A 26,696-nucleotide genomic window follows, 5' to 3' on the forward strand; every position below is an offset into this window, starting at 1 on the left:
CGTACAATAAATGGATTAGAAAAATCCTATCTAATCAATAAAAAACTCCCTTTCTTGGAGAATTTGCGGCCAAAGGTATCGACCGCCTCGATCTGATAGATATAGTAGCCGCCCGCAGCATTCCCGCTGGCCACCTTCCCGTCCCACGTATCTGCGAGATTTTGCGAATGGTACACCACTTCACCCCAGCGATCAAATACCGACATTTGAAATTCTAAAATAAAATATGCTTTCACCTCAAACCGCTCATTATGCGTATCCCCGTTAGGCGTAAATGCATCAGGGACTAAAATAATAGGCTGGCTTCTGAAATTGAGCACATTGGAAGAACTTACCAGCGCGCCGTCCGCAGACTTCGCTTCAATCTGAAAAGAGCTGGAAGACTGCGACGCAAGATCTACGCCATGTGCAATCTGCAATTGTTTAGGGATTGTCTGCTCGATATTTCCCTGATCATCAAGCTGATGCAGATCATAATTTCCGACTGGCTCCGTAAAAGGTGAATCAGAAGTCCAGACGATTTCCGGCGTGCGGCTGGATAAAAGGATCGAGCAAATAGGCTGACTAAATCCGGGCGACCTCAGATTGCAGGCATTTTCATATTGAAACCGATAACAGTAAGAATTCTCATTCGTACTCACCGCATTGTCAACAAACTGCAAGCTCTGATTATCTGTCGGGGATACCTTTTGATAGTCCGAACTTCCGGCCAAAGCACGCTCGATGATCAGGTCGTAACTGCTTGTTAATCCTTCTCCCGACAACTGAACCTGCGTATTAATGACATTTTCGGCTTGCACGGTCACGCTGGCCTGCGTGACCAGACCTGGCGGCGCAGTTTTTGGTTCAATACTGATCGGTGCGGAATAGGAACGGACATCGTTTTCAATGATCGCGACGATCTCATATTTATAGGTATTGCCGCATTTTACATCTGTATCAAGATAGGAAAGCGCGTCTGACGATGTAAAAACCACCGATCCGTCCCTCTTTAACTGATATTGAATCAGATTTTCAGTATTTGCCAAATGCGCCCACGAAACAGAAATGATCTCGTCCAGCGATAAGGTGCCCTCCATTACATTCATGCTCGCCACTATCGGACTTTCGATCAGGTTGTCGCAGATATTTTTCGAAGATAACTTGAACCGATATTTCTGTTTTGGATCAAGACCGGGAACGGTTACAGATTGCGTACCGCCCGTTTGCCCCGACTTCCCTGTCGACACAAAATTCCCATCGCCGTTTTCTATCAATAATTCGCTGGGAATACCTTCAATTCCCTCGTAGAGGACTTTTGCTTCTCCGTTTTCCTGCAACGAGACGCTTTTGATCACAATAGTCGCAAGCGATTGCGGGCCGGAACCTGTGAGTGTCTTAGCCACTATTTTCTGCTGACAATCTGCATTTCGGTAGCGTCCGCGTATGGTCACAGCAGGTTTTGTACCGGCAGAGTAAGTATGGTCGACAAAAGGGGTATTGCTTTTTGGGTCAATACTTTGATTAGATCCGTCGCCCCAATTGATCACAATGGCATCGTAAGCTTTTGAAATACTATCATTTACCAGCATTAACCTCACTTTTCCACTCGGGCACACAATCAGTTCCGCATTGGGCGCGCGTGTTTCCTTTACAACAATATCTGTACACTGGCTGAAACCAGTCCCGTTCGCACTGCCGAACTGCAAAATTGTGTAATTACCGGGAAGTGCGTAAGTGTGGCTGGAATCCTGCGTGGTCTCCGATTGTGTTGGAACAGTAGTGCGCGAGCGATCGAAATCGAAGGCATAAGTAACGTTTTCAGACTTGGGAACCAGGTTTTTAACCGTCACCGAGAGTGGCGCGCAACCGGTTGACGGGGTGAGAGAAAACCCGCCGGTATTCCCGCAAAAGCTTTGACCAGTTACATACAGAGGCGCGAGAAAAACTACGCCCAGAATTAGTATGATCAACTGCCTGAAATTCATAAGTGAGTATAAATGTCCCGGAATAAGCCGATTTTCAATTTAAATACATTGAAACGGTAAAGGTAAATCCGTTGTTAAACATTCGGATAAGTTCAAAAATAGAACTTTCGATATTAACAATATACCTTTGCAAGGTAAAAACGAGTTTTGGTTTAAAACTATTTTTCAGCGACGCGATTAATGAATAGCAATAATAATCCGATTCAATTGGATTCCATAGAAGAAGCCATTGCGGCTATAAAAAGGGGCGAACTGATCATCGTTGTTGATGATGAAGACCGCGAAAACGAAGGTGATTTTATATGCGCCGCTGAGCTCGTAACCCCCGAAATCGTCAATTTCATGGCCCGTGAAGGCCGCGGTTTGATCTGCGTTCCGATTACAGAGGAAAGGTGCGAAGAGCTTCAACTGGAAATGATGGTGGGCACGAATACTGCCTTGCACGAAACTGCATTCACCGTTTCAGTCGACCTTTTAGGTAATGGTTGCACCACCGGAATTTCTGCCAGTGACCGCTCGAAAACGATCCAGGCGCTTGTAAACCCGGAAACCAAGCCTGAAGATCTGGGCAGGCCAGGGCATATTTTCCCGTTGAAAGCAAAAAAAGGCGGCGTTTTGCGCAGAACGGGTCACACCGAAGCTGCGATCGACTTTCCGCGCATGGCGGGATTATCGCCGGCTGGTGTTTTGGTGGAGATATTGAATGAAGACGGTTCCATGGCGCGGTTGCCGCAACTCAGGGAAATCGCAAACCGGTTTAACCTCAAACTGGTAAGTATCAAAGATTTAATTGAATATCGCCTCCGCGAAGAATCACTGATCAAGCGCGAGATAGGCGTGGATATGCCGACCAAATGGGGCCATTTTGACCTGATCGCATTTAGACAGATCAATACCGGAGATCTGCATTTAGCATTGGTTAAAGGTACCTGGGAAAAAGACGAGCCGGTTTTGGTTCGCGTGCATTCTTCCTGTGTTACCGGTGACATTTTCGGCTCGTGCCGCTGCGACTGCGGTCCGCAACTGCAAGCCGCGATGGAAATGGTCGACAAAGCTGGAAAAGGTGTGATTGTTTATATGAATCAGGAAGGCCGCGGCATTGGTTTACTGAACAAGCTGCGGGCGTATAAATTGCAGGAAATGGGCCGCGACACGGTGGAAGCTAATCTTGAACTCGGCTTTCCGATGGATGATCGCGATTACGGCGTTGGCGCGCAGGTATTGCGGGATCTGGACGTTTCTAAAATTCGCCTGATCACTAATAATCCCAAAAAACGTGCTGGTTTGATCGGTTACGGTCTTGAAATTGTAGATTCCGTAGCGGTGGAAATCCCTTCCAATCCCTACAACGAGAAATATCTTTTGACCAAAAGAGATAAAATGGGGCATAATTTAAGTAACCTCACAATGCCCGTCGACGAAGCATGATAGTCAGAGTTGCTGAAACTGAGCAGGATATATTAATGTGCCGCAGCGCTATTCAGGCGCTGCGGCCTTCATTGACCGACGAGCTGTACAACGAGGCCGTAAGGTTGACCTTGGAAGATAACCGGCAATTGATCTTCGTAGAAAGTGAAGGAGAAGCTGCGGCTGTGGCCGTTTTTGAAACCGGTTATAACCTGTTCAGAGGCAAATACATTTATATTGATGACCTTTCAACTTTACCTGCGCACCGCGGAAAAGGTTACGCCGGCGTTTTGCTGGACTGGATCTTTGACTTAGCAAAAAAGGGAAATTTTGACGAGATACACCTCGATTCGGGCGTTAACGAAGCCCGGACAGACGCACACCGACTTTATTTAAATAAAAGATTTCAAGTTGCAAGTCTTCATTTTGTAGCCAAGGTCTGATTTTTGAGTTGAGAAAACCCGATAATAACCGCGTACAATTTTTACAGATGAACATTAATCAGATATTTGAAGCATTCGATTCCCTGCGTGTATTGGTGATCGGTGATGTAATGCTGGATTCTTACGTTTGGGGCAAAGTAGACCGGATCTCTCCGGAGGCCCCAGTTCCGGTAGTGACAGTTCAAAAAAGAGAATATCGTCTCGGTGGCGCCGGTAATGTGCTATTGAATGTTCAATCACTTGGTGCAGAAGCTATTATCTGCTCGGTGATCGGCTCTGACAGCTCGGGAGATCTGCTTGAAAACAGTTTAAAAGAAAAAGGGCTGAACTGCGAAGGATTGATCCGCAGCGAGGCAAGGATCACTACAATTAAAGAAAGGATCATCGCCGGCTCTCAGCAGGTTGTACGCATTGATACTGAGACAGATAAGCCCATTTCCAAAGCGGAAACCGACAAGCTTGTTGAAAAAGCGAAAGAACTGATTCCTTCTTGTCAGGTAGTTATTTTTGAAGATTACGACAAAGGCGTTTTGACCGCGGAATCTATTTCAGAAATAACAGCTTTTGCCAATTCCCTGAATATACCTACGGTAGTTGATCCAAAAAAGCGCAATTTCCTTTCTTACCAGCATACCACGCTTTTTAAACCTAATCTGAAAGAATTGAGGGAAGGTTTGAAAGTGGAATTTAATGTAGATAAACCAGAAGAACTGCGCGCGACCGTGGAACAGCTTAAGGAAACGCTGCAAGTAAAAGGCGCGCTGATCACGCTATCCGAGCGTGGGGTATTTATTGATCTGAATGAAGAAATCCACCACTTACCGGCTCATATCCGTCAAATAGCCGATGTTTCCGGTGCCGGCGATACGGTGATCAGCATTGCGGCCTGCTGCGTTGCATTGAATTTACCTCCAAAAACGATAGCTGCGATTTCCAATCTGGGTGGCGGACTCGTTTGTGAAATGGTAGGGGTAGTACCGATTGATAAACAACTCCTAAAAACAGAGGCGGCCCGGTTATCCTAAAATAGCTTCCTAACTAATTCATTACCAGTTAATCCCGGCCTGTCCCAATCCCATTTTCTTGATAAATCTGGACGACAGGCTCGACCGGCTGGTAATGTAACGTACACTTGCGCCAATATAAGGAGTGGTTGCCGGCGTGTAGGAAGTTAGGTTTTCTCTCGCACTATTAAATGTCCGTAGCTGACGAAATGTGGTCACTCCTGCTTCCAGTGAGATATTTATCGCGGTAAAAAGATGCGCATTGGCAGACATTCCGATCTTGATATGTCTGTAATTTTCTCTCCTTAAAGTTTTTTCCTCAGGAGTTTGAAACTGGAAACCGCCGCTGTATCCATTCAACCCGGCGAACATATCCACATTGAACCACTTGGTAGCCTTATAATTTACATTCGCTACAAAAGGCAATAGTGCCGATGCCCGCCAATGTCTGCCTAAACCTTTATTTACCCCAAAAACCGGCACGAAACGCAACTTCTGATTGTAAGCGATCACCGAACCGTAGGCGATTTGTGTTCTTAATCCTAAAATGTGCATCCGCGCCGCACCTCCCCAGAAAAATGGCTGGGGGCTAAAAAACGTCTCGTTCGTCTCCGTCATTCCCAATCCGCCGCCATAAGCCCAAAGTCTGTCCTTGATGCTGGCCTGCAAACGTATGATACCCAGCGACAGCGTTTTATAGCCATTTGAAGGAATACTTGTGCCGTCGATTGTAGGTTGTATCTGTGTGTATTGTGCGATTGCGACGGTGTGCACGGCCCTGAGATCGAACTTTTTGCGCAAACTGTATCCAAGCTGAACTTCGCTTTGAAGGGGAATAATACCCAAAAAGCCAGTGCGCGAATAGCCGTAATCCCGTGTCCCGTCCAGACTGGAAGGAACAGTATAGTCAGCTTTTAAAGTAAGATTGGGATAAAAAAGCCGGCTTAATGCAAAATGTTGCGCATCGGCAGCATTTATTGTAAGGAACAAAATACAGGCCAAAAGGTACCGGGGATTTAGCATAGGGTAAGGTCAGCGGGTGCGGTGATCTGGCAGATAACGGGAAAGTGAAAAGGGGTATTGTGTTTGAACTTACGGCAGACTAATTTGACGCGGGTTTTGAGTGCCTCTATCACCTGTCAACAAATAGAAAAGCCATGATAAAATTACCTTCTCTTCACCATATAAGTGACCAGCTTACCAATACGATAAGACGCTTCCCGTGGGTAGTGGCGGTCGCCATTTGTAAAGCCGCCGTACTGTGGCGATATCTGGAAAGTACGGGTAACGAGGAGGAAATAAACCTGATGACGAGGCTGGCATATCCCCTCTTTCTGGCAACGCCATTGATGATCGCTATTGAGTTGATTGTAGAGCGAAAACAATTGAAAGCCTCCTGGATTATCGGTATCAATCTGCTGGTTTCCGCGATCCTCACACTCTATTTCTTCACAATCCCCGACGAACCCACTCCGCGCGATTATTACAGATTTATGCTGTTTATGGTCGCTTCGCACTTACTGGTAGCATTCTCGCCTTTTTTAAGTTCTGGTCAAACAAATGGCTTCTGGCAGTTCAATAAGACACTTTTTCTCCAATCTCTGAATGCGACGCTGTATGCTGTTACGCTGTACGTCGGGCTACTAATTGCGGTTAAAACAGTTGAATATCTGTTTGATATCACATACCTTATTAAAATCGAAGGCGACCTTTTTGTATTGATCGCCGTAGTGTTTCATACGCTATTCTTCCTCAGCAAAATTCCGGTAAACCTGATTGAGCTGGATGAAGAAACGAGTTATCCAGCTGGTCTCAAAATTTTCACGCAATATGTACTCCTGCCGCTGGAAGTGGTTTATATGGTCATTTTGTATGCTTATACATTCAAGATCATTTTTCAATGGAAGCTGCCCGACGGCGGCGTGGCGTACCTGATAATGGCGTTTTCAATCGCGGGCATTCTGGCTCTGCTCTTATTGCATCCGCTGCGGGAAATGGCCCGCGAAAAATGGGTCAGGCTATTTGGCAAGCGGTTTTACCTTGCGCTGCTCCCGCTCATCGTACTGCTTTTTATCGGTATTTTCAGGCGGATCAATGATTATGGTGTTACCGAAAATCGCTACATCATCGCTGTGCTGGCGTTCTGGCTGGCGGTTATTACCATCTATTTTCTGGTTAGTAAAATGGCAGATATCAGGTGGATACCGATATCGCTTTCTGTGATTGCCCTATTACTTGCAATTGGTCCGTGGAACATTTTTGTAGTTGCCAGGAACAGTCAGCTTCGCACTTTTGAAAAGATACTAACCGAAAATAAGCTCCTTAATGCAAATAGACAGATTTCGGGAAAGGTTTCTGTGCGTTCGCAGGATTATCAGCAACTTGAATCGATCATTCAATTTTTCCGGTCCCGGAAACAGAAAGGATTGGAAAAGTATTTCCCGGGGTTAAAAATGAAATATGGTACGGGGTATCAGCACTACGAACAAATGGATCAGATACTGGCGGAACATGTTGTGAATAAGCCTGATAATTTCAGATTTAATCCAAACTACGTCAATTATTCATCCAGATCTGCTGAAAGTGACAGTATTACCGTTCCCATCGCAGGATTCAACCGATTGAAGTTCTTTGCATTAAATAACATAACAGACTTAAAAACAGATCCTTACGGAATAGACCTTTCAGCAAAGGGGAGATTTATGAATCTTTACAAAAATGGGAACAAAGTTCAAACCTGGGACTTGTCCGAGAAAATACGTGCGTTAAAATCCAGTTACGGTATTTCGTCTGAAAAAGTCAAAGCGAGTGAAATGGTGTTAAAGTACACTACACCCAGTGACGACCTTATTATCATATTCTCTTCAATCAATCAAAGTGGAGATTACTATTCCGGCGAGGCGGTGCTTGTATTTAAGTAGGGCCAGGGTTTCACTCAATATTCGCCCTTCTGACCAGATCTTGAAAAGTCATTTCAAGCGGAGCATCATCAATAAAGGATTCAGAATAAATGATCTTTTCTACTTGTATCTTTTCTTTAACCAAATACTCGTAAAGGCGCTTTTCGGCAGGTGACAGTTGTTTGGAATTCTTTATCGCCCAATATGGACTTTCTTTATAGAACACAAGCTTCTGGCGGGGCAGATAGTAAAATACATACAACTGGTCCCATTCTTCTTTCTTTTCGGGATTGATTACGTAAGCCTTAACATCATTTTGTACCATATTTTGGTCGAATGTAATCAGCAACCCCTTTGCCTTTTGCACTTTCCAGATCGAATCCTGTTCCGAGTTCAATGCAAATCGGCGCTCTTCGGACAGAAATCCATTGCCTTTTGGTGCGATAAATTGCGTGTTTTTATCAAGTAGTCCGGGGAGCGGGGCTATTGAGGAAATACTACCTGAACAAAATACATTACGAATTTTTGTTTGTGTAAAATGCGCTGATATGGTAGAGAAAAACTTTTCTGCAATCGCTTCATGATTAATGGGTTCCATAAAAATGTCGAGCGTTTTCTCAGCATTTAGCCGCACCAGCGAACGGTGACTAAATTTGTTGCCGGATTGGATCACGACGTACAAACTGTCTCGCAGCGGAACAATTTTGAATCTTGCTCTCTCTTCATAAGTTCGCTCGGGCTTGAATGTATCGTCTGGGAAAGATTTGTTTATGCTTTTCCAATCAAGCATCTTTCTGATCGTCAGATCGCCTCTTGAAGTGATTTCTTCGAGCGACTTCGGCAACAATATCCCGCTAACGCGCTGGTAGTCCGAATACAAATAATAATCCTTGTAATATTCAGGCCCGTGTCCGATAAGCGGGTCGGTATCAACCCGCTGTAATACAAGCCGGGTTAGTAAAAGACCTTTTTTTGTAATATAAGTATCCACCCATTTCCCATCTATTTTCACCTGAATAATATGACTTTCCTCCTGGTCAACAAACGAGCTACCCGAATAATGCAGCTCCGTAGAATCGGCAACCATTAATTGCAGCAGGTATACCGGATTTTCAGTGTAAGGTTTTTGAAAAGGAAACGCGTTAACTATGCCCGAAACATTTCTTAAAGTATCATCGTAATTGCGTAATGAGTTCGGGATCAATCTTATAAAAACTACTTTTTGATGTGTAACATCACATAAAATCCGCTCCTGCATGCCTTTAAACATTTCAATGCGGTCGAGATATGTACTGATTTTAATACTGTCCCTTTGTGCCTCCAGACTTTTTTGAACCGAATCAGGAAGTGTTGGCATGATAGAATCCATCAACATTAAAAATGCATTTGGCTGCGTAAGTTCGACCGGATTTTCCCGCGGTTTATCATAGGTTATTTCCAGCTCGAAACTGGTCAGGCGTTTTTCGCCCGTCATTTTTTGCAGCGCGGCTTTTGCTATTTCACGCGCATTAGTTTTCTGCGCATTTGCCAGGGCCGGCGATAAAAACAGTAGAATCACTAGTACATAATTCTTCATGGCAGGTAAGGTTGTTAGTCATAAACTTAAACAAATGTAGGATGAACATAACACTGCTTTTGATAATGATCTGCGTTTCAACTGTTGCCTATTCGCAGGATAGCGGGCAGACTTATGCGGAGAAGCTGGGTTATCCGAAAGGTAAAAAAGTATTGATCATTCACGTCGATGATGTGGGGATGTCGTACGAATCCAACGAGGGCGCGATCCGGGCGATCCGCGAGGGAGTTGCCAATTCGCTAAGCGTGATGATGCCTTGCGGCTGGGTACCTGGTTTTGTTAATTATTGGAAAGAAAATAAAGACCTCGACGCCGGACTGCATTTGACTTTAACCTCCGAATGGAAAGACTATCGATGGGGACCTTTGGCCGGAAAGCAGCAGGTAAAAGGGCTGACAGATCCAGAAGGTGCATTGTGGCGCAGCGTGGCAGAAGTAGTGAAAAACGCCTCTCCCGATGAAGTAGAGCAGGAAATCCGTGCGCAGCTTGACCGGGCACGCACGATGGGTTTCGAACCCACGCACCTCGATTCGCATATGGGAACACTGTTCGCCACGCCAGAATTCATGGAAAGATATTTGAAGGTAGGAATGCAGGAAAAGATCCCGGTGATGTTTCCGGGCGGGCACAATACTGCTATCAAAGAGGTGGAGAAAATGATCAGCGATCAATTTGAGATGACGCAAAAGATCGGAAAACAACTCTGGAATGCGGGCCTGCCGGTACTTGACGATCTTGAAAACAGCAGCTACTGCTGGAAGGGGCCTGAAAATGGGGATAAGTCGGATAAAGCAATGCAGCAATACAAGACTGGCAAATACATAGAAGCATTCGGAAAGTTGAAGCCCGGACTTACGATGGTAATCATGCATTGTACCATTCACACGGAAGTTTTCCCAAAAATATCAGATTCGTGGCCGACGAGAGAGGGTGATTTTCTGGCGATGATCGACCCGGAGTTGAAGAAGTATATTGAGAAAGAAGGTATCGTGCTGACGACGTGGCGGGAGGCAATGCAGCGTCGGCAGAAAGTGAAGTAGCGGGTACTTTTAGACTTAATTGTCGATCTCTATTTCAGCATAAACAATCTTATAAAAATCGTCAGGAAGGAATGGTTTTATCAGATAATTACTAAAACCACTAGCGAGCGCACGTTCGCGCTCGTCCTCAAATGCAGAGGCGGTGAGCGCGACGATCGGGATATTCGCATCCTTTTCCCTGATTAACCTGGTTGCCTCAAAACCGTCCATAACCGGCATTCTCAGGTCCATGAAAATCAGGTTATAACGTGTTGAAAGGTATAAATCAAGAGCTTGTTTTCCATCCGACGCGATATCAAATGGAATGCTTTTTCTTTCGAGTAGCCTGGTCGCGAGCATTAAGTTCGTCGCATTGTCGTCAACCAGAAGTATCCTTGCGCTGGAAGAAATAGTTGGTACACTGCCTTTAACAGTGTTTTTTTGGGGCAAAATCGCTGGCAGCGAATAGGGTAGTTCGAGCTGAAATGAAAAGACGGATCCTTTTCCTATCTCACTTTTCAATCTCAGCTCGCCTCCAAACAACCGCACCAATTCCCTCGAAATAGCCAGCCCCAATCCTGTACCGCCGTCCTGCCGCTTCACCAGACTTCTTACCTGCGTAAATATCTCAAATACATGGGATTGCAGCTCTTCTGAAATGCCTATTCCACTATCTGCAACTGAAAATTCTAGCCGTATCTCGTTTTCCGTCCTGCCCGCTTCGGTCACCGAAACTTTCACAAATCCCTCATCTGTGAATTTAACTGCATTGTGGACAAGATTGGTGATCACCTGACTTAACCTTACCTGATCGGCGTGAATGAGCGGGAGCTGCTCGGGATGCTCAAAGTGCAGTTCCAGATTCTTCTCTCTCGCCCGGGGCAAAAAGCTGTTATACAGGTTTCTCAGCAACTCTTCCAGATCAAAAACAGCCGGGTGCAGCTTGACATGATTGGAATTGATCTTATTGAAATCGAGAATATCATTTACGACAGCCATTAAATGCGTCGAAGAAAATTTCAATGTTTCGATCAGCTCTTTTTCGTCTTCGCTTCTTGACTCATTTTCCTGCAACAAATGCACAATCCCGACGATACCATTCAATGGCGTACGGATTTCGTGGCTCATCGTCGACAAAAATTCCGACTTGGCCAAAGTTGCACTTTCAGCTATCTGCTTCTGTTTTTCCAGTTTCTCATTCTGCTCTGCAAGTGAATATCTGTAATAGAAGTCACGCTTATTCCGCTTGTCTGTAAAATACATGACGAAAGGAAAAAGCATTTGACCCAAAAAGAAAAACAGCCCTCCCTGCCCCATAAACTGATAAAAATAGGACGGATGCCCGAGATAAAGCGCGGATGGAAACAGCAGGACTACCAGCATTGTGACGATAAAAGCATCTTTCCCCGGCCACCTGAGTACGACGAATGAGAAGATAAGGCCAAGCGTCATATTGAAAGAGGCGCGATCGTAGGTAGTATGCGGAACGCAGGCCAGAATATACGCGTGTACCGGTAGTAGGGTCAGGTATACGAACAGCGATGCCCTTTGCGCCGTAATTTTTCCGCGAAAGTGCAGAAACAAAAAAATCAGCCCGATAGCGCTGAAAACGAGCTCAGCCCGCAAAATAAGCGGGAAGGCGGGATCATTTCTTAAATAATAGAGGAATGCGGTTGCCGGATAACCGATCAGGTAAGCAAAACAGAAGGTCAGATTGCTCCAACGTGACTTAATCTCGCTTTCGCTTTTCCACAATTCGTTGAAGTTACCTGTGTAATTAGCACTATTCAAGAATCAATTTTTTTAAACGCTGGGTATATCCGGCGGGCCATTTACTGCCCGACCACTTTCCAAATTTACATAATTCGACAAAAAAATAGGGTATCCAATTGAATGAATACCCTACGATTTTATCAAATTACTTCTTGCTTACAAGTCGATCGCTTCTCCGTAAGCAGCCTCAGTTGCGCCTTTAATCGCTTCTGACATGGTTGGGTGCGGGTGGATTGATCTTAATATCTCGTGAGAAGTAGTTTCCAGCTGACGCGCAACCACAACTTCAGCGATCATTTCAGTTACATTGGTCCCGATCATGTGAGCGCCAAGGAACTCGCCATATTTAGCGTCAAAGATCACTTTCACGAAACCATCTGTGGCTCCGGCAGCAGTCGCTTTTCCGGAAGCCTTGAATGGAAATTTACCAACTTTAATATCGTAACCTGCTTCGCGTGCTTTCTTTTCGGTGAAACCAACAGAAGCGATTTCAGGCTGACAGTAAGTACATCCTGGGATATTACCGTAATCCAATGCTTCTGTTTTGTGGCCTGCGAGTTTTTCTGCGCAAATGATACCTTCAACTGTAGCAACGTGGGCCAATGCAGGGCCAGGCGTACAGTCGCCGATCGCATAAAATCCCGGAACGCTGGTCTCATACCATTCGTTGACCGTGATCTTGCCTTTATCTGTTTTAATACCGGTTTCTTCCAGGCCGATATTTTCAAGGTTAGCAACAATTCCGGCTGCGGAAAGCACCACATCCACTTCGAAAGACTTCTGTCCCTCCGGTGTTTTTACTGAAACTACACAACCATTTCCGCTGGTATCTACTTTTTCAACCGTAGAATTCACGTAAGTATCGATGCCCAGTTTTTTGTATTGCTTCGCGATTTCTTTTGAAATATCTTCATCTTCAACCGGCACCAGATTTGGCAGGAATTCAACAACAGTCACCTTCGTGCCCATCGATGCATACACATAAGCGAACTCCATTCCTATTGCGCCGGAACCAACTACCAGCATCGAAGCAGGTTGTTTTTCCAGGCTCATCGCCTTGCGGTATTCGATTACTTTCTGTCCGTCGATCTTGATATTCGGCAGCTCACGTGCACGAGCGCCGGTTGCGATAATTACACCCTTATTAGCTGTGTAATCTACTTTTTTACCTTCTTTATCAGTTACCTCAACCGTTTTCTGACCTTTCACTTTACCGGCGCCCATGATGACGTCGATCTTGTTTTTCTTCATCAGAAAAGAAACGCCTTTGCTCATGGAATCGGCCACGCCGCGGCTGCGTTTGATTACGCCAGAGAAGTCGGCCGAAGCGTCGCTCACATTGATACCGTAATCTTTGGCATGCTTGATATATTCATACACCTGAGCACTTTTAAGGAGTGCTTTGGTCGGGATGCACCCCCAGTTAAGGCAAATTCCACCTAAACTTTCTTTTTCAACAATTGCCACTTTAAGTCCTAATTGGGAAGCACGAATAGCTGCGGGATAACCCCCGGGGCCGCTACCAATTACAATCACATCATATGTTTGAGCCATTTTCTGGTATTTTTATTTTACAAAATGGGTTGGAAAAACTTTGCTGCAAAGGTAATAAATAATGTTAGGGATGAGCGTTTTGTTGGGTCATTTACGGTCAATTGTAGTCATTCATTGTCATTTGTAGTCACTCCTTGTTTTTTAGCTTAAATAAATGTGAGGCCAGGCTGTTACTTTTTGCTGTTTTGACGTCCTAATAGAAACTTCGGTGGCGATGAAATTGGAAGACTTACAAATTTATCAGTTGAGTATGGAGTTATCGGACAGGATTTGGAATGTAGTACAGGAATGGAGCACGTTTAGTAGGGATACCATTGGAAAACAGCTTGTACGTGCAGCAGATTCTATTGGAGCAAATATTGCCGAAGGGTTTGGCAGGTATCACTTTAAGGAAAATATGAACTTTTGCTTTTATTCCCGAGGTTCTTTATATGAAACGAAAACATGGCTAACAAAAGCGCGAAGCCGGAATCTGATAGACCCTGAGATTTTCAAGTATTTAGTTAATCTTTGTGACACCTTGTCCTTAAAACTTAATAATTACATTAAGACAATAGGGAAAACGAATACGTCATCAAGCAGTCACCAAAACAATAAGTGACTACAAATGACAAGTAATGACCATAAGTGACAATCTTTTTTTTTAACAAAACTCAAACTTCAAATGACAGCAGAGCAATTGAAAGACTTGAAGGCCCGCGTAGAGGCTTTGGGGAGGTATCTTTGACTACGATAACCGAAAAAGACAGCTAGAAGATCTTGAACAGCAAACTGTTCAACCTGAGTTCTGGAGTGATTCAGATCGTGCCGAAAAAACAATGCGGGAAATCCGCGGACTGAAATTCTGGACAAATGGATATGAGGAACTGGCCCGGTTACGGGACGATCTGGATACCATCTGGGAATTTTATGATGCCAGCGAAGCTACCGAAGAAGAGGTAGACGAAGAAGGCAAAAAGCTCTCTGATAAACTGGAAGAAATCGAATTCCGGAAAATGATGGGGGAAGAGGGTGATGAGCTGCCCGCTGTGATCGAGATCAACTCGGGCGCAGGAGGAACAGAGTCACAGGATTGGGCTTCCATGCTCATGCGCATGTACATTATGTGGGCGGAGAAAAACGGATACAAGGTCCGTGAGGTGGATTTGCAGGATGGTGATGTGGCTGGAATAAAGTCGGTCACGTTGGAAATCGACGGCGAATATGCTTACGGAAACCTGAAATCTGAAAATGGCGTACACCGGCTTGTCCGCATTTCGCCCTTCGATTCGAATGCGAGGCGACATACCTCATTTACATCGGTTTATGTGTATCCGCTCGCCGACGATAATATCGAGATCGACGTGAACCTGGCCGATATTACCTGGGATACTTATCGTTCCGGTGGTGCTGGTGGACAAAATGTAAACAAGGTGGAAACTGCGGTTCGTTTGCACCACAAACCTTCCGGCATTATCATCGCCTGTCAGCAGGAACGCTCTCAGTTAATGAATAAAGAAGTGGCGATCAGGCTTTTAAAATCACGGCTTTATCAGATCGAGCTCGAAAAGCGTAACTCTGCCCGTGCAGAAGTGGAAGCTTCGAAACGCAAAATCGAATGGGGCTCGCAGATCAGAAGCTACGTTTTGGACGATCGTCGCGTAAAAGACCACAGAACAGATCACCAGACTTCCAATACAGAGGCAGTTTTGAATGGTGAGATCAATGATTTTATCAAGGCTTATTTGATGGAATCTTAATAGTACGATAAACCTCCAACCGCCGCAGGATAACGCAGGTTGGAGGTTTTAGTGTTTTTGGTTAATTTACTTTCAAATAGCAGAGATATGACTGGTATCAGATACATCACTAACGAAAAAGGTCAGAAAACCGATCTCATCATTAACTTGAAGGAGCACGGTGAAATCGTTGAAGATTTGCTGGATGCACTGACTGCGGAAGAAAGAAGAGGAGAAGATACAATTCCCTTCGAAGAGCTGATTGCGCAATTGAAATCAGAAGGAAGAATTAATGATTGAGCATTATCAAATCGTTGTTTCTAAAAGCGCTGCAAAAGAAATCCGCAAACTTCAAAAATTGGATCTACAAAGAGTCCTGGCAGCAATAGCTTCTCTCTCTGAAAATCCTCGTCCATTCGGATATAAAAAGCTGGTAGCTTCAAAAAATGTTAACCGAATCAGAATCGGTGATTATCGAGTCCTCTATTGGATTGAAGACACGATTCGGATAGTTGAAATCTCTGGCGTCAGGCATCGCCGTGAAGCTTATGACTAGTCTGCATTTCACCAGACTCGGCCGCGGCTCCTGCATTCTTCTTGCATTTCACGGGATTGGGCAGGACGGAATAAGCTGTTTTCAGACTCTGGAAAATACGCTGGGCGATCACTACACTATTTTTGCATTCGATCTTTTCTTTCACGGTAAAAGTGCAGATGCAGATCTGGAAATTGTTACCAAAGATCACTGGAAATCTGTTCTGGTGGACTTCTTAACCCAAAATAACATCTCAGATTTCGATGTAATGGGTTTCAGTATGGGCGGGAGATTTGCATTGGCTACGCTTGAAGCATTTCCCGACAAAATTAAAAACACTTACCTGGTCGCACCTGACGGGATTTCAGAAAACCCGCTTTATACGCTCGCGACTAGGAATGCGGCCGGTCGGGCATTGTTTCGCTGGACAATGCAGAAGCCTGCATTATTTTTCAAAACCATTCTGCTGTTGAAAAAGACGGGAATTGTGAATAACAGTCTGGTACGTTTTACCGAAAATGTGCTCAATACACCCTCGAAACGGCAGAATATCTTCAAATCATGGACTGCCTTTCGCGCCCTGCGTTTCACTATGCCTCAAATCATAGGGATCGCAAACCAAAACGATATCCGGATTTTTCACTTCACCGGCCAGTTTGATAAACTATTGACACTTAAAGCGGTCGACCCACTTGCAAAACTTCTTCCTAAAAATCAGATCGTCCATTTGAAAAGTGGTCACTCGCAATTAGTTGCCAAAGCCGGCGTGTGGATTTGTACTTTATTTGAGTAACTTGTCGAATACCATTTTACATGTATGGAGCAGGTTTTACCCAAGAATGACACGAACTGGCGACTAAAAGCGATCATCGGCGGCTCCGCCGGAAATTTAGTGGAATGGTACGACTGGTATGCTTACTCGGCCTTTTCCCTCTACTTTGCAAGCACGTTTTTCCCCGATTCCAACCCCACCGTACAGCTCATCAATACAGCCGGGATTTTTGCGGTGGGGTTTCTGATGCGGCCAATAGGCGGCTATATTTTTGGTAAACTGGCTGATACCAAAGGTCGCAAAGTAGCGATGACATTATCCGTTCTATTAATGTCGTTCGGCTCACTTTTAATCGCATTTCTTCCGGGTTACAATAGTATTGGTATTGCCGCGCCCGTTATGTTACTGATCGCGAGATTGTTGCAGGGACTGAGTGTGGGCGGCGAGTACGGCACGTCGGCCACTTACCTGAGCGAAGTTGCGACTGAAAAACGACGCGGCTTTTTTTCTAGCTTCCAATATGTGACTTTGATCGGCGGCCAGCTGATCGCGCTGGGCTTGCAATTGATTTTACAGAATATCTTCCTGACAGACCAGCAAATGCACGACTGGGGCTGGCGTATTCCGTTTGTTCTGGGCGCAATATTGTCGCTCGTCGCACTATACCTACGTGCGCATATGAATGAAACACAGGCATTTAAGTCAACAGAGCAGCAAGCGAAGAAGAAAGGTTCACTCAGAGAATTACTTAAACATCCGAAAGCGATCCTCGTCGTAATCGGGCTCACGATGGGCGGCACGCTGGCGTTTTACACCTACACCACCTATATGCAGAAATTTCTGGTCAATACCGTTGGGCTTTCCAAGTATCAATCGACCATGCTGACCTTCTGCTCGCTGTTCATTTTTGCAATGCTGCAACCCGTTTTCGGAGCTCTCAGTGACCGGATCGGCAGGAAGCCTTTGCTGATTTCGTTTGGTGTTTTGGGTACCATATTCACTTACCCGCTTCTTACCACGCTCAGTCACACTACCAATATGTGGTCTGCTTTTGGCTTGTTAATGGTCGCATTGATCATTGTGAGCGGATATACTTCTATTAATGCAGTTGTTAAAGCCGAACTTTTCCCCGTCGAAGTTCGCGCATTGGGCGTGGGCCTTCCCTACTCTATCACTGTCGCTATATTCGGCGGGACCGCTGAGTACCTGGCACTTTGGGCCAAAAATCTGGGTCACGAAAGCTACTATTACTGGTATGTGACCATTTGCATTTTCGCTTCTCTGATCATTTATGTGCGGATGAAAGATACGAAGCACACTTCCCTTATTGAGCAGGATTGATTCATAAGTAGCTCTTTGATAGCATAGTACTATAATCAGATCATTTCTGGTGAGGTTTTGTATAAATACTTCCGCTTGTATTCCAGGGGCGTCATATCCGTGACTTTCTTGAAATGCCGGTAAAAATTGGAGACATTATTGAAACCGCACTCAAAACAAATTACCTCAGTCGCCAGCTTGTCTTCAATCAATAACCTGCAAGCCTGACTGATCCTGATCTCCACCAGAAAATCATTATAGGTTTTCTTTGTCATTAATTTGAAATACCTGCAAAACGAAGTGATACCCAGATTTGCAATCGCCGCCACGTCCTGCAAAGAGATGTCGCTCCGGTAATTTGAAAGCGTATACGCGTATATCTTGTTCAGCCGCAGTGTTTCAGAATCATTCGATTTGTAGAATGCGTGCGCCGAAGCGATTGTTTCGTATTCCGAAGTTTCTGCGAGTATTTTCAGTATGGAAAGTAATGCGATGAGTCGGTCGAGGTTTTCGGCATCAACCGCCGCCCGCATGAGTGGCAGGATTTTTTCTTTGGCAGCGCCTGTGATCAGCAAACCGCGCTTGGCCTTTTCAAATAATTTGGGGATCTGATACGCTTCCGGCAGAAGCAGGAAATCAGCGCCCAGACAACTGGGAAGAAAATGGATGATTATAACCTCCACCGCCGCATCACTTGCACCTTCTTCCGCCCGCCAGGTATGCGGCAGGTTTTCTCCCAGCAATATCAATTCGCCGTCGGTAAAGTTGGTGATACTGTCTCCTATAAAACGTACTCCTTTGCCTTTGACCAGAAAATGCAGTTCCAGCTCAGGATGGTAGTGCCAGACTGTCCCAAAGCCCGCGTTCTTGTCATGCCGGATACTGAATGAAGTTCGCGAAGGTATCGGAACTTTGTGAAAATGAGGTTTCATTTAAATTGTCCTAAGACAGGGTTTAGGTTGCGCTGTCTTACTCAATTTAAAAAGGAAAAGTTCCCGTTATCTATCGGGGTAAAGTGAATAAAAATTGAAAAAATACTACAAAATATAGCTACTGTCCTGATAACACCTGTATTTTATCGACGTATTGCTGCCTGGCTGCGGGATCCTGGTACTTTTTCATTTGCACAAAAATCTGGTTTTTGAGGTTGGTAAATAGATAAGATTGGAAATTTTCCCTCGTTTCCAGATCCGACCGCTCTTCCCAGATCTTCTCAAATACATTCCGGATAACGAGCTCCGCTTCCTGGTCATCCTTTAAAATTACGGTACACAATTTGAATGCGGGAAGATGAAAATAGCCGCAAAGCTGCATGAATGCGGCTTCGTCTCCTTCGGTAATCCGATGTAAAATCTGTCGATCGGGGAAGTCCATAGTCAAATTGTTTGTGTGTATGCTAATCCTTCATTTCACCTGGCTCACCAGATTACCCTTGAATATATTCCTGATTCCCAGCTCATTTTGCAACGTTTCCACTTCTTCAAGAAGCTGATCCGCCCGGTGCTTAATATCTTCCGTCAATTCATCCACCTCTCTTCTGGTATAGGTCGAAATTGGAAAACCTCTTTTTTGCAGACAATATTTAGCGATTACAGGATAGGCAGTATGTACGATTTCCATCGAATCCACGAAAAATTCCTGCACCTTCTTTACATCATCTGCTCGCTCCGCATTGTCGTAATTCTCACAGATCCACACGACCAGCTCGGGATAAATATTTCCCTGAATGCAGGATAATCCGGCCGCACCTGCATTGAGCGAGGCGACCGCATTCACCATGTAAGCATCGTATAACCCAAACTTAAAACCCTGCGTAACCTCGATCCGACGAATCACTTCCTGAATATCCAGGCAGGTATCCTTATGATAAATCACACGCCCAGTTCGTACCAGCTCTGCAAGTAATGCACTATCTATCAAACGCTTATATGGTACCGGACATTCATAAAATCCGAGCGGGATGTTTTCAGTAAGGGATATTAACTTTCTGGCTTGCCAGGCAAAAACAGAATCCGGCTCATTTTCATCTGCCAATAAACCCGTGATTACGATAACGGCATCAACACCGGTATCGTATATACGTTTAACGTATTCCGCTTGCTCCTCAACGGCTCCTCCAAATGTGCCCGTTGCAACCACTGGTACCCTTCCTGCAACTTGCGTCACTACCGTAGCAGTAACTTCCAGTCTTTCGGATTCACTCAGTTCGAACATTTCGCTCGACAAACAGTTTGCGAAAAGTCCTGCTGCGCCTGCGTCGAGGTACATTTCGGTCAGCATTTTCAAACCTTCAAAATCAACCTTTCCTGATTCAAGGAATGGCGTGAGCATTACGGGAATAAATCCCTTTGGAAGCGAAGAGGAGAGTTTCGTGGCCGTCATAATAAAATGCTTTAAGAATATAATGTTGAGTAAAAAACATCGGCAAAACCAACCGGATGAAAACGATTTCTTAATTATCCAAAACCATTTCCTTTTCGATTGATGTCGGCTTTCTCAGTTTTGTCAGCAGCAGACCGATCAGGAAAATAGTAAGTGTTCCTACCACCATGATCATATTTTGATGGAGCGGATTGCGCAGAAAAGCATATTCGTCGGGCAGTTGATTCGAAAATGTCATCCAGATAATGACAGCAATTCCAATCAGCGTTGCAGTCAAAGCTTCCGCGTTTTTTGTTTGTCTTGAAATAATTCCCAGCAGGAACAAACCGAGCATTCCACCCGCGAAAATCCCAGAAAGCATCCACCACACGTCCAGCACACTTTTCACACCAATCATCGCAATGCCTGTAATCATCCCAAGCAGCCCGAAAACTGTGGTAGCAATGTAAAGCAGCCGAAGTGATTCTTTTGAAGTGAGATCCGATTTAATGTACTTCTGATAAATATCAATTGAAAAAACGGTCGCAGAAGCATTCATTCCTGAACTGATCGTACTCATCGCCGCCGACATAATAGCTGCAATAATGAGCCCCAGCAGCCCAACAGGCACTTTGTTAACCATAAAATGCGGCATTACCTTGTCGCCGTAATCGCCGGGAGTCAGTGTCGCGGCCAGATTACTGATCGCAGCCTGTGTCCCGCCTGGTAGCCGTTCGGCGGCAACCTGCATTTTGATCGTTTCAAGCAGTGCAGGCTCACTTTGATAATAGGCGTAAAGACATGAACCGAGGAAAAAGAATATGAGCGAAACCGGCAGATAAAGGTATACGCACAGCCAAACCGAGCCGGCCGCTTCCTTCACTGACGTAGTGGTATGGTAGCGCTGCACGTAATTCTGGTCCATTCCAAAATTATTAAGGTTCATGAAAAACCCGTACAGAAGCACGACCCAAAACGAGGATTGTGTGAAATCAGGCGCGAAACTACCCAGGCTAAATTTCCCCTCCGCATTTCCGACTGTCATAATTTTGGATAAGCCGCCTTCCATTCCGTCAACAACCAGATAAAGGATAACCAGCGCACCGACCGTTTTAATCACGCCCTGCACAACCTCAGTCCAGATAACCGCCTCCATTCCGCCCATTACCGTGTACAAGACAATGCAAACCCCGACAACCACCATTATTGTGGACATGTCGTAGCCGGTCAACGCTTGGAGACTTAATGCGATTCCAAAGAAAATCGAACCCATGCGGGCTAACTGCGTCAATAAAAAGCAGGCTACTGCGTAAGTCCTGGCCCAGGCCCCAAACCGGTGTTCGAGATGGGTATAAGCTGAAACTGCGCCCGTACTTCTGTAAAATGGAATGAAAAACTTCGTCGCAACCCAGGCTGCAAGTGGCATCGACAAGCTAAAAACGAATGAATTCCAGTTGCTGCCAAAAGCTTTTCCAGGAACCCCCAGAAATGTATTGCTGCTTAAAAATGTCGCGTAAATACTGATACCGATCGCCCAGCCCGGAATTTTACCGGAAGCTTTGGTGAATTGGTCCGCAGTCGTGTTTTTTCTGGAAAAATATATCCCGACACCGACCATTCCTGCCAGATAGGCTATTACAATGAAAAGATCAAGGAAGGGTAAGGATTTCATTCTATTTTTAGATCAAGTAGAACTTTACCACAAAGAAACAGGATGAAGTCAATGATTCTATATGGTTTCGTATCGTATTATTGTACGATCTTATCAAAATAGACAATTGTTTTCGAAGTTCCGGGCTACTTCTTTACTATTTTCTTTTCCTTAAAGAAATAGCCGATACCGACTGTTGAAACGATGATCAGCACGATCAATATAATCTTGGTTGCCAGTCCTTCATTGGGATGTTCGAGCAGATAGCGAATATCCTGCGCCTCTTTTCCCGCCCACACAGCAAGTACAGTCCGCGGGATCATCCCCAAAGTGCCGCCCGCAAGTACCTGCTTGAAGCGGGCGCCTGCCATTGCGAAAAACAGATTGGTGATCGCAAAAGGCAATACAGGTGACAGTTTTGCGAAGAATATCAGCCGCAGTTCATTCTTATAAAACCGGCCGAGCATGGTTCCTACCTGCGGATAAACCCGAGTTAAATGTTCCCTGATAGACGTGGCGTGGAGGTAGCGGGCCGAAATATAGATCAGTGCGATTGCGCCCAGATTCATTCCGAAAAGCATTGGTATTGAACTCCAACCCAAAAAATAACCGTAAACCAGCGCTACAAATGTGGGCGGAGTGAGTGCCAGTGAAGATGCGATTGTCAGTGCCAACGTGATTCCAAGCCACCATTCAAATGGCATTTCACGCAGCATTTTCTCGTGATTAATAGCCCAGGCAGTAAGAAGCGAGGTGGTTAATAGCGGAACTACCGTCATCAGCACACTGATAACTACTGGTAATGAAAACCGTTTCGGTGCAGACTTTTCCAAGGATAATATTGTGCTTTATATGCTCTCCCGCCACTTGAATAACCACTTGTTTAGGTAAAAGGTTTTTTATAACCTTACCTCCAACACGATTTACCCTAATTTTTTCGACATCAACAAGCTTCTGGCAAAATACAATTCTCAATGAAATTCGGAACAAAAGCAATACACGCGGGCGTAGCACCTGACCCTTCCACCGGTGCTATTATGACGCCGATTTACCAGACTTCTACCTACGTGCAAGAAAGTCCGGGCAAACACAAGGGTTATGAATATTCAAGAACACATAACCCTACGAGAACAGCTCTGCAACAGGCACTTGCGGCACTCGAAAACGGAGAATATGGTATCTGTTTCGCTTCCGGCATGGCGGCAACCGATGCAGTGCTCCGATTATTTCGACCTGGCGACGAGATCATTGTCACCAACGATATTTACGGCGGTACCTATCGCATTATGAAGCGCATTTACGAGGGTTATGGTCTGGTTTTCAACTTCATAGATATGTCAGACCCTGCCAATGTAGTACAGGCGATCACCGACAATACTAAAATGGTGTGGGTTGAAACGCCGACTAACCCGCTGCTTAGAATTATCGATATTGAACAAGTTGCGGGTATCTGCAAAGCGAGCGGCGTACTTTGTGTGGTAGATAACACTTTTGCATCCCCCTATTTGCAAAATCCACTGGATATGGGAGCGGATATTGTCATGCATTCGGTTACTAAATACCTGGGCGGGCATTCGGACACGGTCATGGGGGCGCTGATCACCAGCGACGCGGAGCTTGCAAAACAACTTGCATTTATCCAGAATGCGGCTGGTGCGGTACCGGGACCGCAGGATTGTTTTTTGGTATTAAGAGGAATAAAAACGCTGCATATCCGGATGCAGCGACATTGCGAAAATGCCTCGACCATAGCAAAATGGCTGACCGCACATCCCAAAGTAGCGACCGTGTATTATCCCGGCTTGCTCTCTCATCCCGGACACGAACTGGCCAAAAAGCAGATGAAGGATTTCGGGGGAATGCTTTCTTTTGAGTTAAAAGGAGACAATTATGAAGAAGCAGTGGCTGCGATGGAACGTTTGAAACTGTTTTCACTGGGTGAATCGCTGGGTGGCGTCGAGTCACTTTGTACGCATCCCGCGAGCATGACGCATGCGAGTATTCCAAAAGAAGAAAGAGAAAAGGTAGGTTTGAAAGATACGCTGATCCGCTTGAGTGTAGGTATTGAAGACGTGGAAGATCTGATCGAAGACCTGAAACAGGCGATCGGTTGAAAGGATCAGCTTGGCATTCCATAGCAAAAATCTTACTTTTGAAATCGCATTTTCAAACACTAAAAATCAAAATATAAATGGAATTAACGGGAACAGTGATCGCTTTGCTTCCTGAGGTGACCGGACAAGGCAAGAACGGAATGTGGCGCAAACAGGAATTTATCCTTGAAATACCTTCTCAATATCCCAAGAAAGTCTGTATCTCCCTCTGGGGCGACAAAATTGACCAGGCTGACTTGCAGATAAATGATTCGGTAACTGCCTCCATCGACGTGGAAAGCCGCGAGTATAATTCGCGCTGGTACACAGAAGTAAAGGCGTGGAAAGTTGACAAGAGCGGCGGCGGCGCACCTTCGTCGGGAAACAGCCCGCTTCCTCCTGTAACTACTTTCAGTGAAGATTCGGACGATCTGCCATTTTAATCTCCGCTGAATAAAGCAAATAAGCCGGTGGGACAATAGTCTCGCCGGCTTATTTGCTTTAATGGGATTGATAAGTCATCGACATAGTGAACTTATCGATCATTTCCTGCGGATGCACATCGAGGATCCTCGCCAGCACCATTACTACCAGCGTATTTGACGCGATTTTTCTTGGAATACCTGCCACAGTCGCAAACAGATCCACGGTAACCGACTGCTTTTCATCGAGCAGCTTCATCAGTTTCTGTTCCTTGTCTCCGTATTGAAAGCGAATATCCCGCTCTCCGCGCCCGCGCCGCATTATTTCCTTCATTTCTCGGCTGGCTTGGAGGGATTTATCCTCAACGCGGATGTAAGCCTGCTTCGCACCCGAATCGTCGACCACATAATGCGGTTTGTCGACGCTTCTGGGAATGGTCAGGATCAGCACCTCACGATCCGTGGTCACTGCAACCCGCTCTTTTTTGTAGCTTATTTTGGGGAAAATGTATTTGTCGATTGCGCGGCTGAGCGTAAACTCATCTTCATCTGCGTCTTTCAGCCCTTTGATGGTTTTATCGTCACCAACTCCGACAAACAGTTTGCCGCCGCCGCTATTGGCGAAAGCGACAACTTCGCGGACAATCTTCTCGGGATGACTGGATTTCAGTTTGAATTCCACATGCTCACCCTCGCCCCTCTTTACCAGTTCTTTTAACAATCGAAGTTCCATTAGTCGAATGGATTGATATCTGTGATGACAAACTCACCTTCGGTTATATCCTCGTCTCCCCTATCTTAACGCAAACAATTTACATTCGTTTTGCCGGATTAAAAAAATATTCGGGACGAGTTTCGTAAAAAAGCGGGCCTTATTTAAACAAAAAACGACACCTTTTCAGTGTCGTTTTTCTTAGTATTCGTCTTCGTTAAAAAAGAAATCATCTTTGGTGGGATAGTCGGGCCAAATCTCCTCAATGCTTTCATAAGGTTGACCATCGTCTTCCAGCTCCTGTAGGTTTTCAACTACCTCTAACGGAGCGCCTGTTCTGATTGCAAAGTCAATTAGCTCGTCTTTGGTAGCTGGCCAAGGGGCATCTTCAAGGTACGATGCAAGTTCGAGAGTCCAGTACATAATGTTTTCGCCTATTAATAGTTACTTTACTTTTTTGCAAAAGTAAAAAATTTGACATCTTTTAAAAGCTTAAAGCGAAAAAAAACAAAAATAATTGCTGATATAAAAACATTATTTTACTAACCTATATAACCAATTGTTTATCAACAGAATAGGCAAATCTGGTTTATCCAGAATTTTGTTTTGGATATAAATGTATACCCTATTTCGTAGCGTGCAGCATCATTTATAATCTACCCCACCCTTTCCCTAAAACCTTTTTGTAAATTCCCGCTTCGTTTTCAAATACAAATATTATGACCATTGAAGTTTGTGCCTATTCGCTTGAATCCTGTATTAATGCGCAGGCGGGCGGAGCCGGCAGGATAGAATTGTGCGGCGGCCTGGGCGAAGGCGGAACTACTCCAAGCGCCGGCCTTATCGAGATCGTTAAGCAACATATTGATATACCCGTTTATGTAATGATCCGGCCGAGGGGTGGCGATTTTGTTTATGATTTTTTTGAAGAAGAAATCATGAGAAAAGACATTGACCTCGCTAAAAAACTGGGCGCAAACGGCGTGGTACTGGGCGTGCTCACTGCCGACGGTCAGGTAGATGTAGCCCGCACAAAAGCATTGGTTGAATATGCCGCGCCAATGAAAGTCACTTTCCACCGCGCATTCGACCTTACTCCGGATCCACACAAAGCATTGAAAGCAGTAATAGCGACAGGCGCCGAACGAATATTGACCTCAGGCCAGCAACCTAATGCTCCTCAGGGTATTGAACTACTCGCAAGCTTATCAAAAGCCGCAGGTGGCGCGATTGAAATTATGGCTGGCGGTGGCGTGAATGCAGGTAACGCAGCCGAACTCGCAGCCGCCGGTGTGCATTCCCTGCACCTTACGGCCAAAGCGTTCCGGCCGGGAAGGCAAAAGTATTTCCCCGAAAACATTTCAATGGCCGGCGAATCGCCTGACGAGCGTTCCGTCTTGTATAGTGACCTGGGGTTGATAGAGGCTATTGTTCAAGTAGTTTCGTGATTTAGCGCCTTTTTTTTAAAA

General features: G+C 45.2%; 26 protein-coding genes. 14 read left to right on the forward strand and 12 right to left on the reverse strand.

Annotation, left to right across the window (positions count from 1 at the left end; all coding sequences use genetic code 11):
- Nucleotides 1-26 precede the first annotated feature (26 nt).
- Nucleotides 27-1,967, reverse strand: coding sequence for a T9SS type B sorting domain-containing protein (locus tag KOD92_RS18295; protein ID WP_215235030.1), 1,941 nt, complete (start codon nucleotides 1,965-1,967; stop codon nucleotides 27-29).
- Between the two features lie 180 nt (nucleotides 1,968-2,147).
- On the opposite strand from KOD92_RS18295, the gene KOD92_RS18300 reads away from it, so the two are divergent.
- Genes KOD92_RS18300 through KOD92_RS18310 form a run of 3 tightly spaced genes read left to right on the forward strand, consistent with a single transcriptional unit; the run spans nucleotide 2,148 to nucleotide 4,842 of the window.
- Entirely contained in the window at nucleotides 2,148-3,395 is a 1,248-nt protein-coding gene (locus tag KOD92_RS18300) for a bifunctional 3,4-dihydroxy-2-butanone-4-phosphate synthase/GTP cyclohydrolase II (protein WP_215235031.1), read from the forward strand.
- The gene (locus KOD92_RS18305) at nucleotides 3,392-3,817 is read left to right on the forward strand and encodes a GNAT family N-acetyltransferase (RefSeq protein ID WP_215235032.1); all 426 of its coding nucleotides are present in this window, start codon (nucleotides 3,392-3,394) and stop codon (nucleotides 3,815-3,817) included. Before KOD92_RS18300 ends, KOD92_RS18305 begins: the two co-directional genes overlap by 4 nt.
- Nucleotides 3,818-3,864: 47 nt before the next feature.
- Nucleotides 3,865-4,842: a bifunctional heptose 7-phosphate kinase/heptose 1-phosphate adenyltransferase gene (locus KOD92_RS18310; RefSeq protein ID WP_215235033.1), complete on the forward strand. Its 978-nt coding sequence runs from the start codon at nucleotides 3,865-3,867 to the stop codon at nucleotides 4,840-4,842.
- A 21-nt stretch (nucleotides 4,843-4,863) separates the two neighbouring features.
- Here the strand turns inward: KOD92_RS18310 and KOD92_RS18315 are convergent, their stop codons facing one another.
- Nucleotides 4,864-5,844, reverse strand: coding sequence for a hypothetical protein (locus tag KOD92_RS18315; protein ID WP_215235034.1), 981 nt, complete (start codon nucleotides 5,842-5,844; stop codon nucleotides 4,864-4,866).
- Between the two features lie 134 nt (nucleotides 5,845-5,978).
- On the opposite strand from KOD92_RS18315, the gene KOD92_RS18320 reads away from it, so the two are divergent.
- Nucleotides 5,979-7,742 carry a DUF4153 domain-containing protein gene (locus KOD92_RS18320; protein WP_215235035.1) on the forward strand — a complete coding sequence of 588 codons (1,764 nt, stop codon included), beginning with the start codon at nucleotides 5,979-5,981 and terminating at the stop codon, nucleotides 7,740-7,742.
- 10 nt (nucleotides 7,743-7,752) lie between these two features.
- Here KOD92_RS18320 and KOD92_RS18325 read toward each other — a convergent pair whose 3' ends face one another.
- On the reverse strand, nucleotides 7,753-9,297 hold the full coding sequence (locus KOD92_RS18325) for a hypothetical protein (RefSeq protein ID WP_215235036.1): 1,545 nt from the start codon (nucleotides 9,295-9,297) through the stop codon (nucleotides 7,753-7,755).
- 41 nt (nucleotides 9,298-9,338) lie between these two features.
- Between KOD92_RS18325 and KOD92_RS18330 the strand changes: the two genes are divergently transcribed.
- Entirely contained in the window at nucleotides 9,339-10,337 is a 999-nt protein-coding gene (locus KOD92_RS18330) for a polysaccharide deacetylase family protein (RefSeq protein WP_215235037.1), read from the forward strand.
- Between the two features lie 15 nt (nucleotides 10,338-10,352).
- Here the strand turns inward: KOD92_RS18330 and KOD92_RS18335 are convergent, their stop codons facing one another.
- Together KOD92_RS18335 and lpdA are read right to left on the reverse strand one after the other, a co-directional pair.
- Nucleotides 10,353-12,107, reverse strand: coding sequence for an ATP-binding protein (locus KOD92_RS18335; RefSeq protein ID WP_215235038.1), 1,755 nt, complete (start codon nucleotides 12,105-12,107; stop codon nucleotides 10,353-10,355).
- Nucleotides 12,108-12,245: 138 nt separating this feature from the next.
- Complete coding sequence (gene lpdA / locus KOD92_RS18340) at nucleotides 12,246-13,643, reverse strand: dihydrolipoyl dehydrogenase (protein ID WP_215235039.1); 1,398 nt, start codon at nucleotides 13,641-13,643, stop codon at nucleotides 12,246-12,248.
- A 214-nt stretch (nucleotides 13,644-13,857) separates the two neighbouring features.
- On the opposite strand from lpdA, the gene KOD92_RS18345 reads away from it, so the two are divergent.
- The 6 genes from KOD92_RS18345 to KOD92_RS18370 all read left to right on the forward strand — a co-directional run bounded on the left by KOD92_RS18345 (nucleotide 13,858) and on the right by KOD92_RS18370 (nucleotide 18,009).
- The gene (locus tag KOD92_RS18345; RefSeq protein ID WP_215235040.1) at nucleotides 13,858-14,244 is read left to right on the forward strand and encodes a four helix bundle protein; all 387 of its coding nucleotides are present in this window, start codon (nucleotides 13,858-13,860) and stop codon (nucleotides 14,242-14,244) included.
- 63 nt (nucleotides 14,245-14,307) lie between these two features.
- A protein-coding gene (prfB, locus tag KOD92_RS18350) for a peptide chain release factor 2 (RefSeq protein WP_215235041.1) occupies nucleotides 14,308-15,382 on the forward strand; the annotation gives its coding sequence in 2 pieces (ribosomal slippage) (nucleotides 14,308-14,367 and nucleotides 14,369-15,382; 1,074 coding nt in all).
- A gap of 87 nt (nucleotides 15,383-15,469) precedes the next feature.
- A complete protein-coding gene (locus KOD92_RS18355) occupies nucleotides 15,470-15,661 on the forward strand; it encodes a hypothetical protein (RefSeq protein ID WP_215235042.1) in 192 nt (63 codons plus the stop codon).
- On the forward strand, nucleotides 15,654-15,917 hold the full coding sequence (locus KOD92_RS18360; RefSeq protein WP_215235043.1) for a type II toxin-antitoxin system RelE family toxin: 264 nt from the start codon (nucleotides 15,654-15,656) through the stop codon (nucleotides 15,915-15,917). Before KOD92_RS18355 ends, KOD92_RS18360 begins: the two co-directional genes overlap by 8 nt.
- Nucleotides 15,910-16,689 carry an alpha/beta hydrolase gene (locus KOD92_RS18365; protein WP_215235044.1) on the forward strand — a complete coding sequence of 260 codons (780 nt, stop codon included), beginning with the start codon at nucleotides 15,910-15,912 and terminating at the stop codon, nucleotides 16,687-16,689. The genes KOD92_RS18360 and KOD92_RS18365 overlap by 8 nt, the downstream gene beginning before the upstream one ends.
- Nucleotides 16,690-16,713: 24 nt before the next feature.
- Nucleotides 16,714-18,009: an MFS transporter gene (locus tag KOD92_RS18370; protein ID WP_215235045.1), complete on the forward strand. Its 1,296-nt coding sequence runs from the start codon at nucleotides 16,714-16,716 to the stop codon at nucleotides 18,007-18,009.
- 35 nt (nucleotides 18,010-18,044) lie between these two features.
- Here KOD92_RS18370 and KOD92_RS18375 read toward each other — a convergent pair whose 3' ends face one another.
- From KOD92_RS18375 to KOD92_RS18395, 5 genes are all read right to left on the reverse strand, one after another.
- On the reverse strand, nucleotides 18,045-18,920 hold the full coding sequence (locus KOD92_RS18375) for an AraC family transcriptional regulator (protein WP_215235046.1): 876 nt from the start codon (nucleotides 18,918-18,920) through the stop codon (nucleotides 18,045-18,047).
- Nucleotides 18,921-19,038: 118 nt separating this feature from the next.
- On the reverse strand, nucleotides 19,039-19,362 hold the full coding sequence (locus tag KOD92_RS18380; RefSeq protein ID WP_215235047.1) for an RNA polymerase sigma factor: 324 nt from the start codon (nucleotides 19,360-19,362) through the stop codon (nucleotides 19,039-19,041).
- A 30-nt stretch (nucleotides 19,363-19,392) separates the two neighbouring features.
- Nucleotides 19,393-20,370 carry a dihydrodipicolinate synthase family protein gene (locus KOD92_RS18385; protein ID WP_215235048.1) on the reverse strand — a complete coding sequence of 326 codons (978 nt, stop codon included), beginning with the start codon at nucleotides 20,368-20,370 and terminating at the stop codon, nucleotides 19,393-19,395.
- Nucleotides 20,371-20,440: 70 nt separating this feature from the next.
- The gene (locus KOD92_RS18390; protein ID WP_215235049.1) at nucleotides 20,441-22,021 is read right to left on the reverse strand and encodes a sodium:solute symporter; all 1,581 of its coding nucleotides are present in this window, start codon (nucleotides 22,019-22,021) and stop codon (nucleotides 20,441-20,443) included.
- A 125-nt stretch (nucleotides 22,022-22,146) separates the two neighbouring features.
- Nucleotides 22,147-22,833, reverse strand: coding sequence for a TVP38/TMEM64 family protein (locus KOD92_RS18395; protein ID WP_229254746.1), 687 nt, complete (start codon nucleotides 22,831-22,833; stop codon nucleotides 22,147-22,149).
- A gap of 141 nt (nucleotides 22,834-22,974) precedes the next feature.
- Here KOD92_RS18395 and KOD92_RS18400 point away from each other — a divergent pair, with 141 nt between their 5' ends.
- Nucleotides 22,975-24,114: a cystathionine gamma-synthase gene (locus tag KOD92_RS18400; protein WP_215235050.1), complete on the forward strand. Its 1,140-nt coding sequence runs from the start codon at nucleotides 22,975-22,977 to the stop codon at nucleotides 24,112-24,114.
- Between the two features lie 77 nt (nucleotides 24,115-24,191).
- Nucleotides 24,192-24,536 (forward strand): DUF3127 domain-containing protein, encoded by a 345-nt coding sequence (locus tag KOD92_RS18405; protein WP_215235051.1) that lies wholly within the window; start codon nucleotides 24,192-24,194, stop codon nucleotides 24,534-24,536.
- A gap of 58 nt (nucleotides 24,537-24,594) precedes the next feature.
- On the opposite strand, the gene KOD92_RS18410 is transcribed toward KOD92_RS18405, so the two are convergent.
- Nucleotides 24,595-25,248, reverse strand: coding sequence for an AlbA family DNA-binding domain-containing protein (locus KOD92_RS18410; RefSeq protein ID WP_215235052.1), 654 nt, complete (start codon nucleotides 25,246-25,248; stop codon nucleotides 24,595-24,597).
- Between the two features lie 180 nt (nucleotides 25,249-25,428).
- Nucleotides 25,429-25,650, reverse strand: coding sequence for a DUF2795 domain-containing protein (locus KOD92_RS18415; protein WP_013927448.1), 222 nt, complete (start codon nucleotides 25,648-25,650; stop codon nucleotides 25,429-25,431).
- Between the two features lie 296 nt (nucleotides 25,651-25,946).
- Here KOD92_RS18415 and KOD92_RS18420 point away from each other — a divergent pair, with 296 nt between their 5' ends.
- Complete coding sequence (locus KOD92_RS18420) at nucleotides 25,947-26,675, forward strand: copper homeostasis protein CutC (protein WP_215235053.1); 729 nt, start codon at nucleotides 25,947-25,949, stop codon at nucleotides 26,673-26,675.
- Nucleotides 26,676-26,696 lie beyond the last annotated feature (21 nt).

The organism is Dyadobacter linearis, from assembly GCF_907165045.1.
Classification (GTDB): domain Bacteria; phylum Bacteroidota; class Bacteroidia; order Cytophagales; family Spirosomataceae; genus Dyadobacter; species Dyadobacter linearis.

What these genes read in the sequence shown, in the direction of transcription:
- KOD92_RS18310 (WP_215235033.1), top strand. Translation starts at nt 3,865, where the DNA reads ATGAACATTAATCAGATATTTGAAGCATTCGATTCCCTGCGTGTATTG.
- KOD92_RS18360 (WP_215235043.1), top strand. Translation starts at nt 15,654, where the DNA reads ATGATTGAGCATTATCAAATCGTTGTTTCTAAAAGCGCTGCAAAAGAA.
- KOD92_RS18370 (WP_215235045.1), top strand. Translation starts at nt 16,714, where the DNA reads ATGGAGCAGGTTTTACCCAAGAATGACACGAACTGGCGACTAAAAGCG.
- KOD92_RS18345 (WP_215235040.1), top strand. Translation starts at nt 13,858, where the DNA reads ATGAAATTGGAAGACTTACAAATTTATCAGTTGAGTATGGAGTTATCG.
- KOD92_RS18300 (WP_215235031.1), top strand. Translation starts at nt 2,148, where the DNA reads ATGAATAGCAATAATAATCCGATTCAATTGGATTCCATAGAAGAAGCC.
- KOD92_RS18365 (WP_215235044.1), top strand. Translation starts at nt 15,910, where the DNA reads ATGACTAGTCTGCATTTCACCAGACTCGGCCGCGGCTCCTGCATTCTT.
- KOD92_RS18400 (WP_215235050.1), top strand. Translation starts at nt 22,975, where the DNA reads ATGAAATTCGGAACAAAAGCAATACACGCGGGCGTAGCACCTGACCCT.
- KOD92_RS18315 (WP_215235034.1), bottom strand. Translation starts at nt 5,844, where the DNA reads ATGCTAAATCCCCGGTACCTTTTGGCCTGTATTTTGTTCCTTACAATA.
- KOD92_RS18330 (WP_215235037.1), top strand. Translation starts at nt 9,339, where the DNA reads ATGAACATAACACTGCTTTTGATAATGATCTGCGTTTCAACTGTTGCC.
- KOD92_RS18420 (WP_215235053.1), top strand. Translation starts at nt 25,947, where the DNA reads ATGACCATTGAAGTTTGTGCCTATTCGCTTGAATCCTGTATTAATGCG.
- KOD92_RS18375 (WP_215235046.1), bottom strand. Translation starts at nt 18,920, where the DNA reads ATGAAACCTCATTTTCACAAAGTTCCGATACCTTCGCGAACTTCATTC.
- KOD92_RS18305 (WP_215235032.1), top strand. Translation starts at nt 3,392, where the DNA reads ATGATAGTCAGAGTTGCTGAAACTGAGCAGGATATATTAATGTGCCGC.
- KOD92_RS18385 (WP_215235048.1), bottom strand. Translation starts at nt 20,370, where the DNA reads ATGACGGCCACGAAACTCTCCTCTTCGCTTCCAAAGGGATTTATTCCC.
- KOD92_RS18320 (WP_215235035.1), top strand. Translation starts at nt 5,979, where the DNA reads ATGATAAAATTACCTTCTCTTCACCATATAAGTGACCAGCTTACCAAT.
- KOD92_RS18410 (WP_215235052.1), bottom strand. Translation starts at nt 25,248, where the DNA reads ATGGAACTTCGATTGTTAAAAGAACTGGTAAAGAGGGGCGAGGGTGAG.
- KOD92_RS18405 (WP_215235051.1), top strand. Translation starts at nt 24,192, where the DNA reads ATGGAATTAACGGGAACAGTGATCGCTTTGCTTCCTGAGGTGACCGGA.
- KOD92_RS18355 (WP_215235042.1), top strand. Translation starts at nt 15,470, where the DNA reads ATGACTGGTATCAGATACATCACTAACGAAAAAGGTCAGAAAACCGAT.
- KOD92_RS18390 (WP_215235049.1), bottom strand. Translation starts at nt 22,021, where the DNA reads ATGAAATCCTTACCCTTCCTTGATCTTTTCATTGTAATAGCCTATCTG.
- KOD92_RS18380 (WP_215235047.1), bottom strand. Translation starts at nt 19,362, where the DNA reads ATGGACTTCCCCGATCGACAGATTTTACATCGGATTACCGAAGGAGAC.
- KOD92_RS18295 (WP_215235030.1), bottom strand. Translation starts at nt 1,967, where the DNA reads ATGAATTTCAGGCAGTTGATCATACTAATTCTGGGCGTAGTTTTTCTC.
- KOD92_RS18415 (WP_013927448.1), bottom strand. Translation starts at nt 25,650, where the DNA reads ATGTACTGGACTCTCGAACTTGCATCGTACCTTGAAGATGCCCCTTGG.
- lpdA (WP_215235039.1), bottom strand. Translation starts at nt 13,643, where the DNA reads ATGGCTCAAACATATGATGTGATTGTAATTGGTAGCGGCCCCGGGGGT.
- KOD92_RS18325 (WP_215235036.1), bottom strand. Translation starts at nt 9,297, where the DNA reads ATGAAGAATTATGTACTAGTGATTCTACTGTTTTTATCGCCGGCCCTG.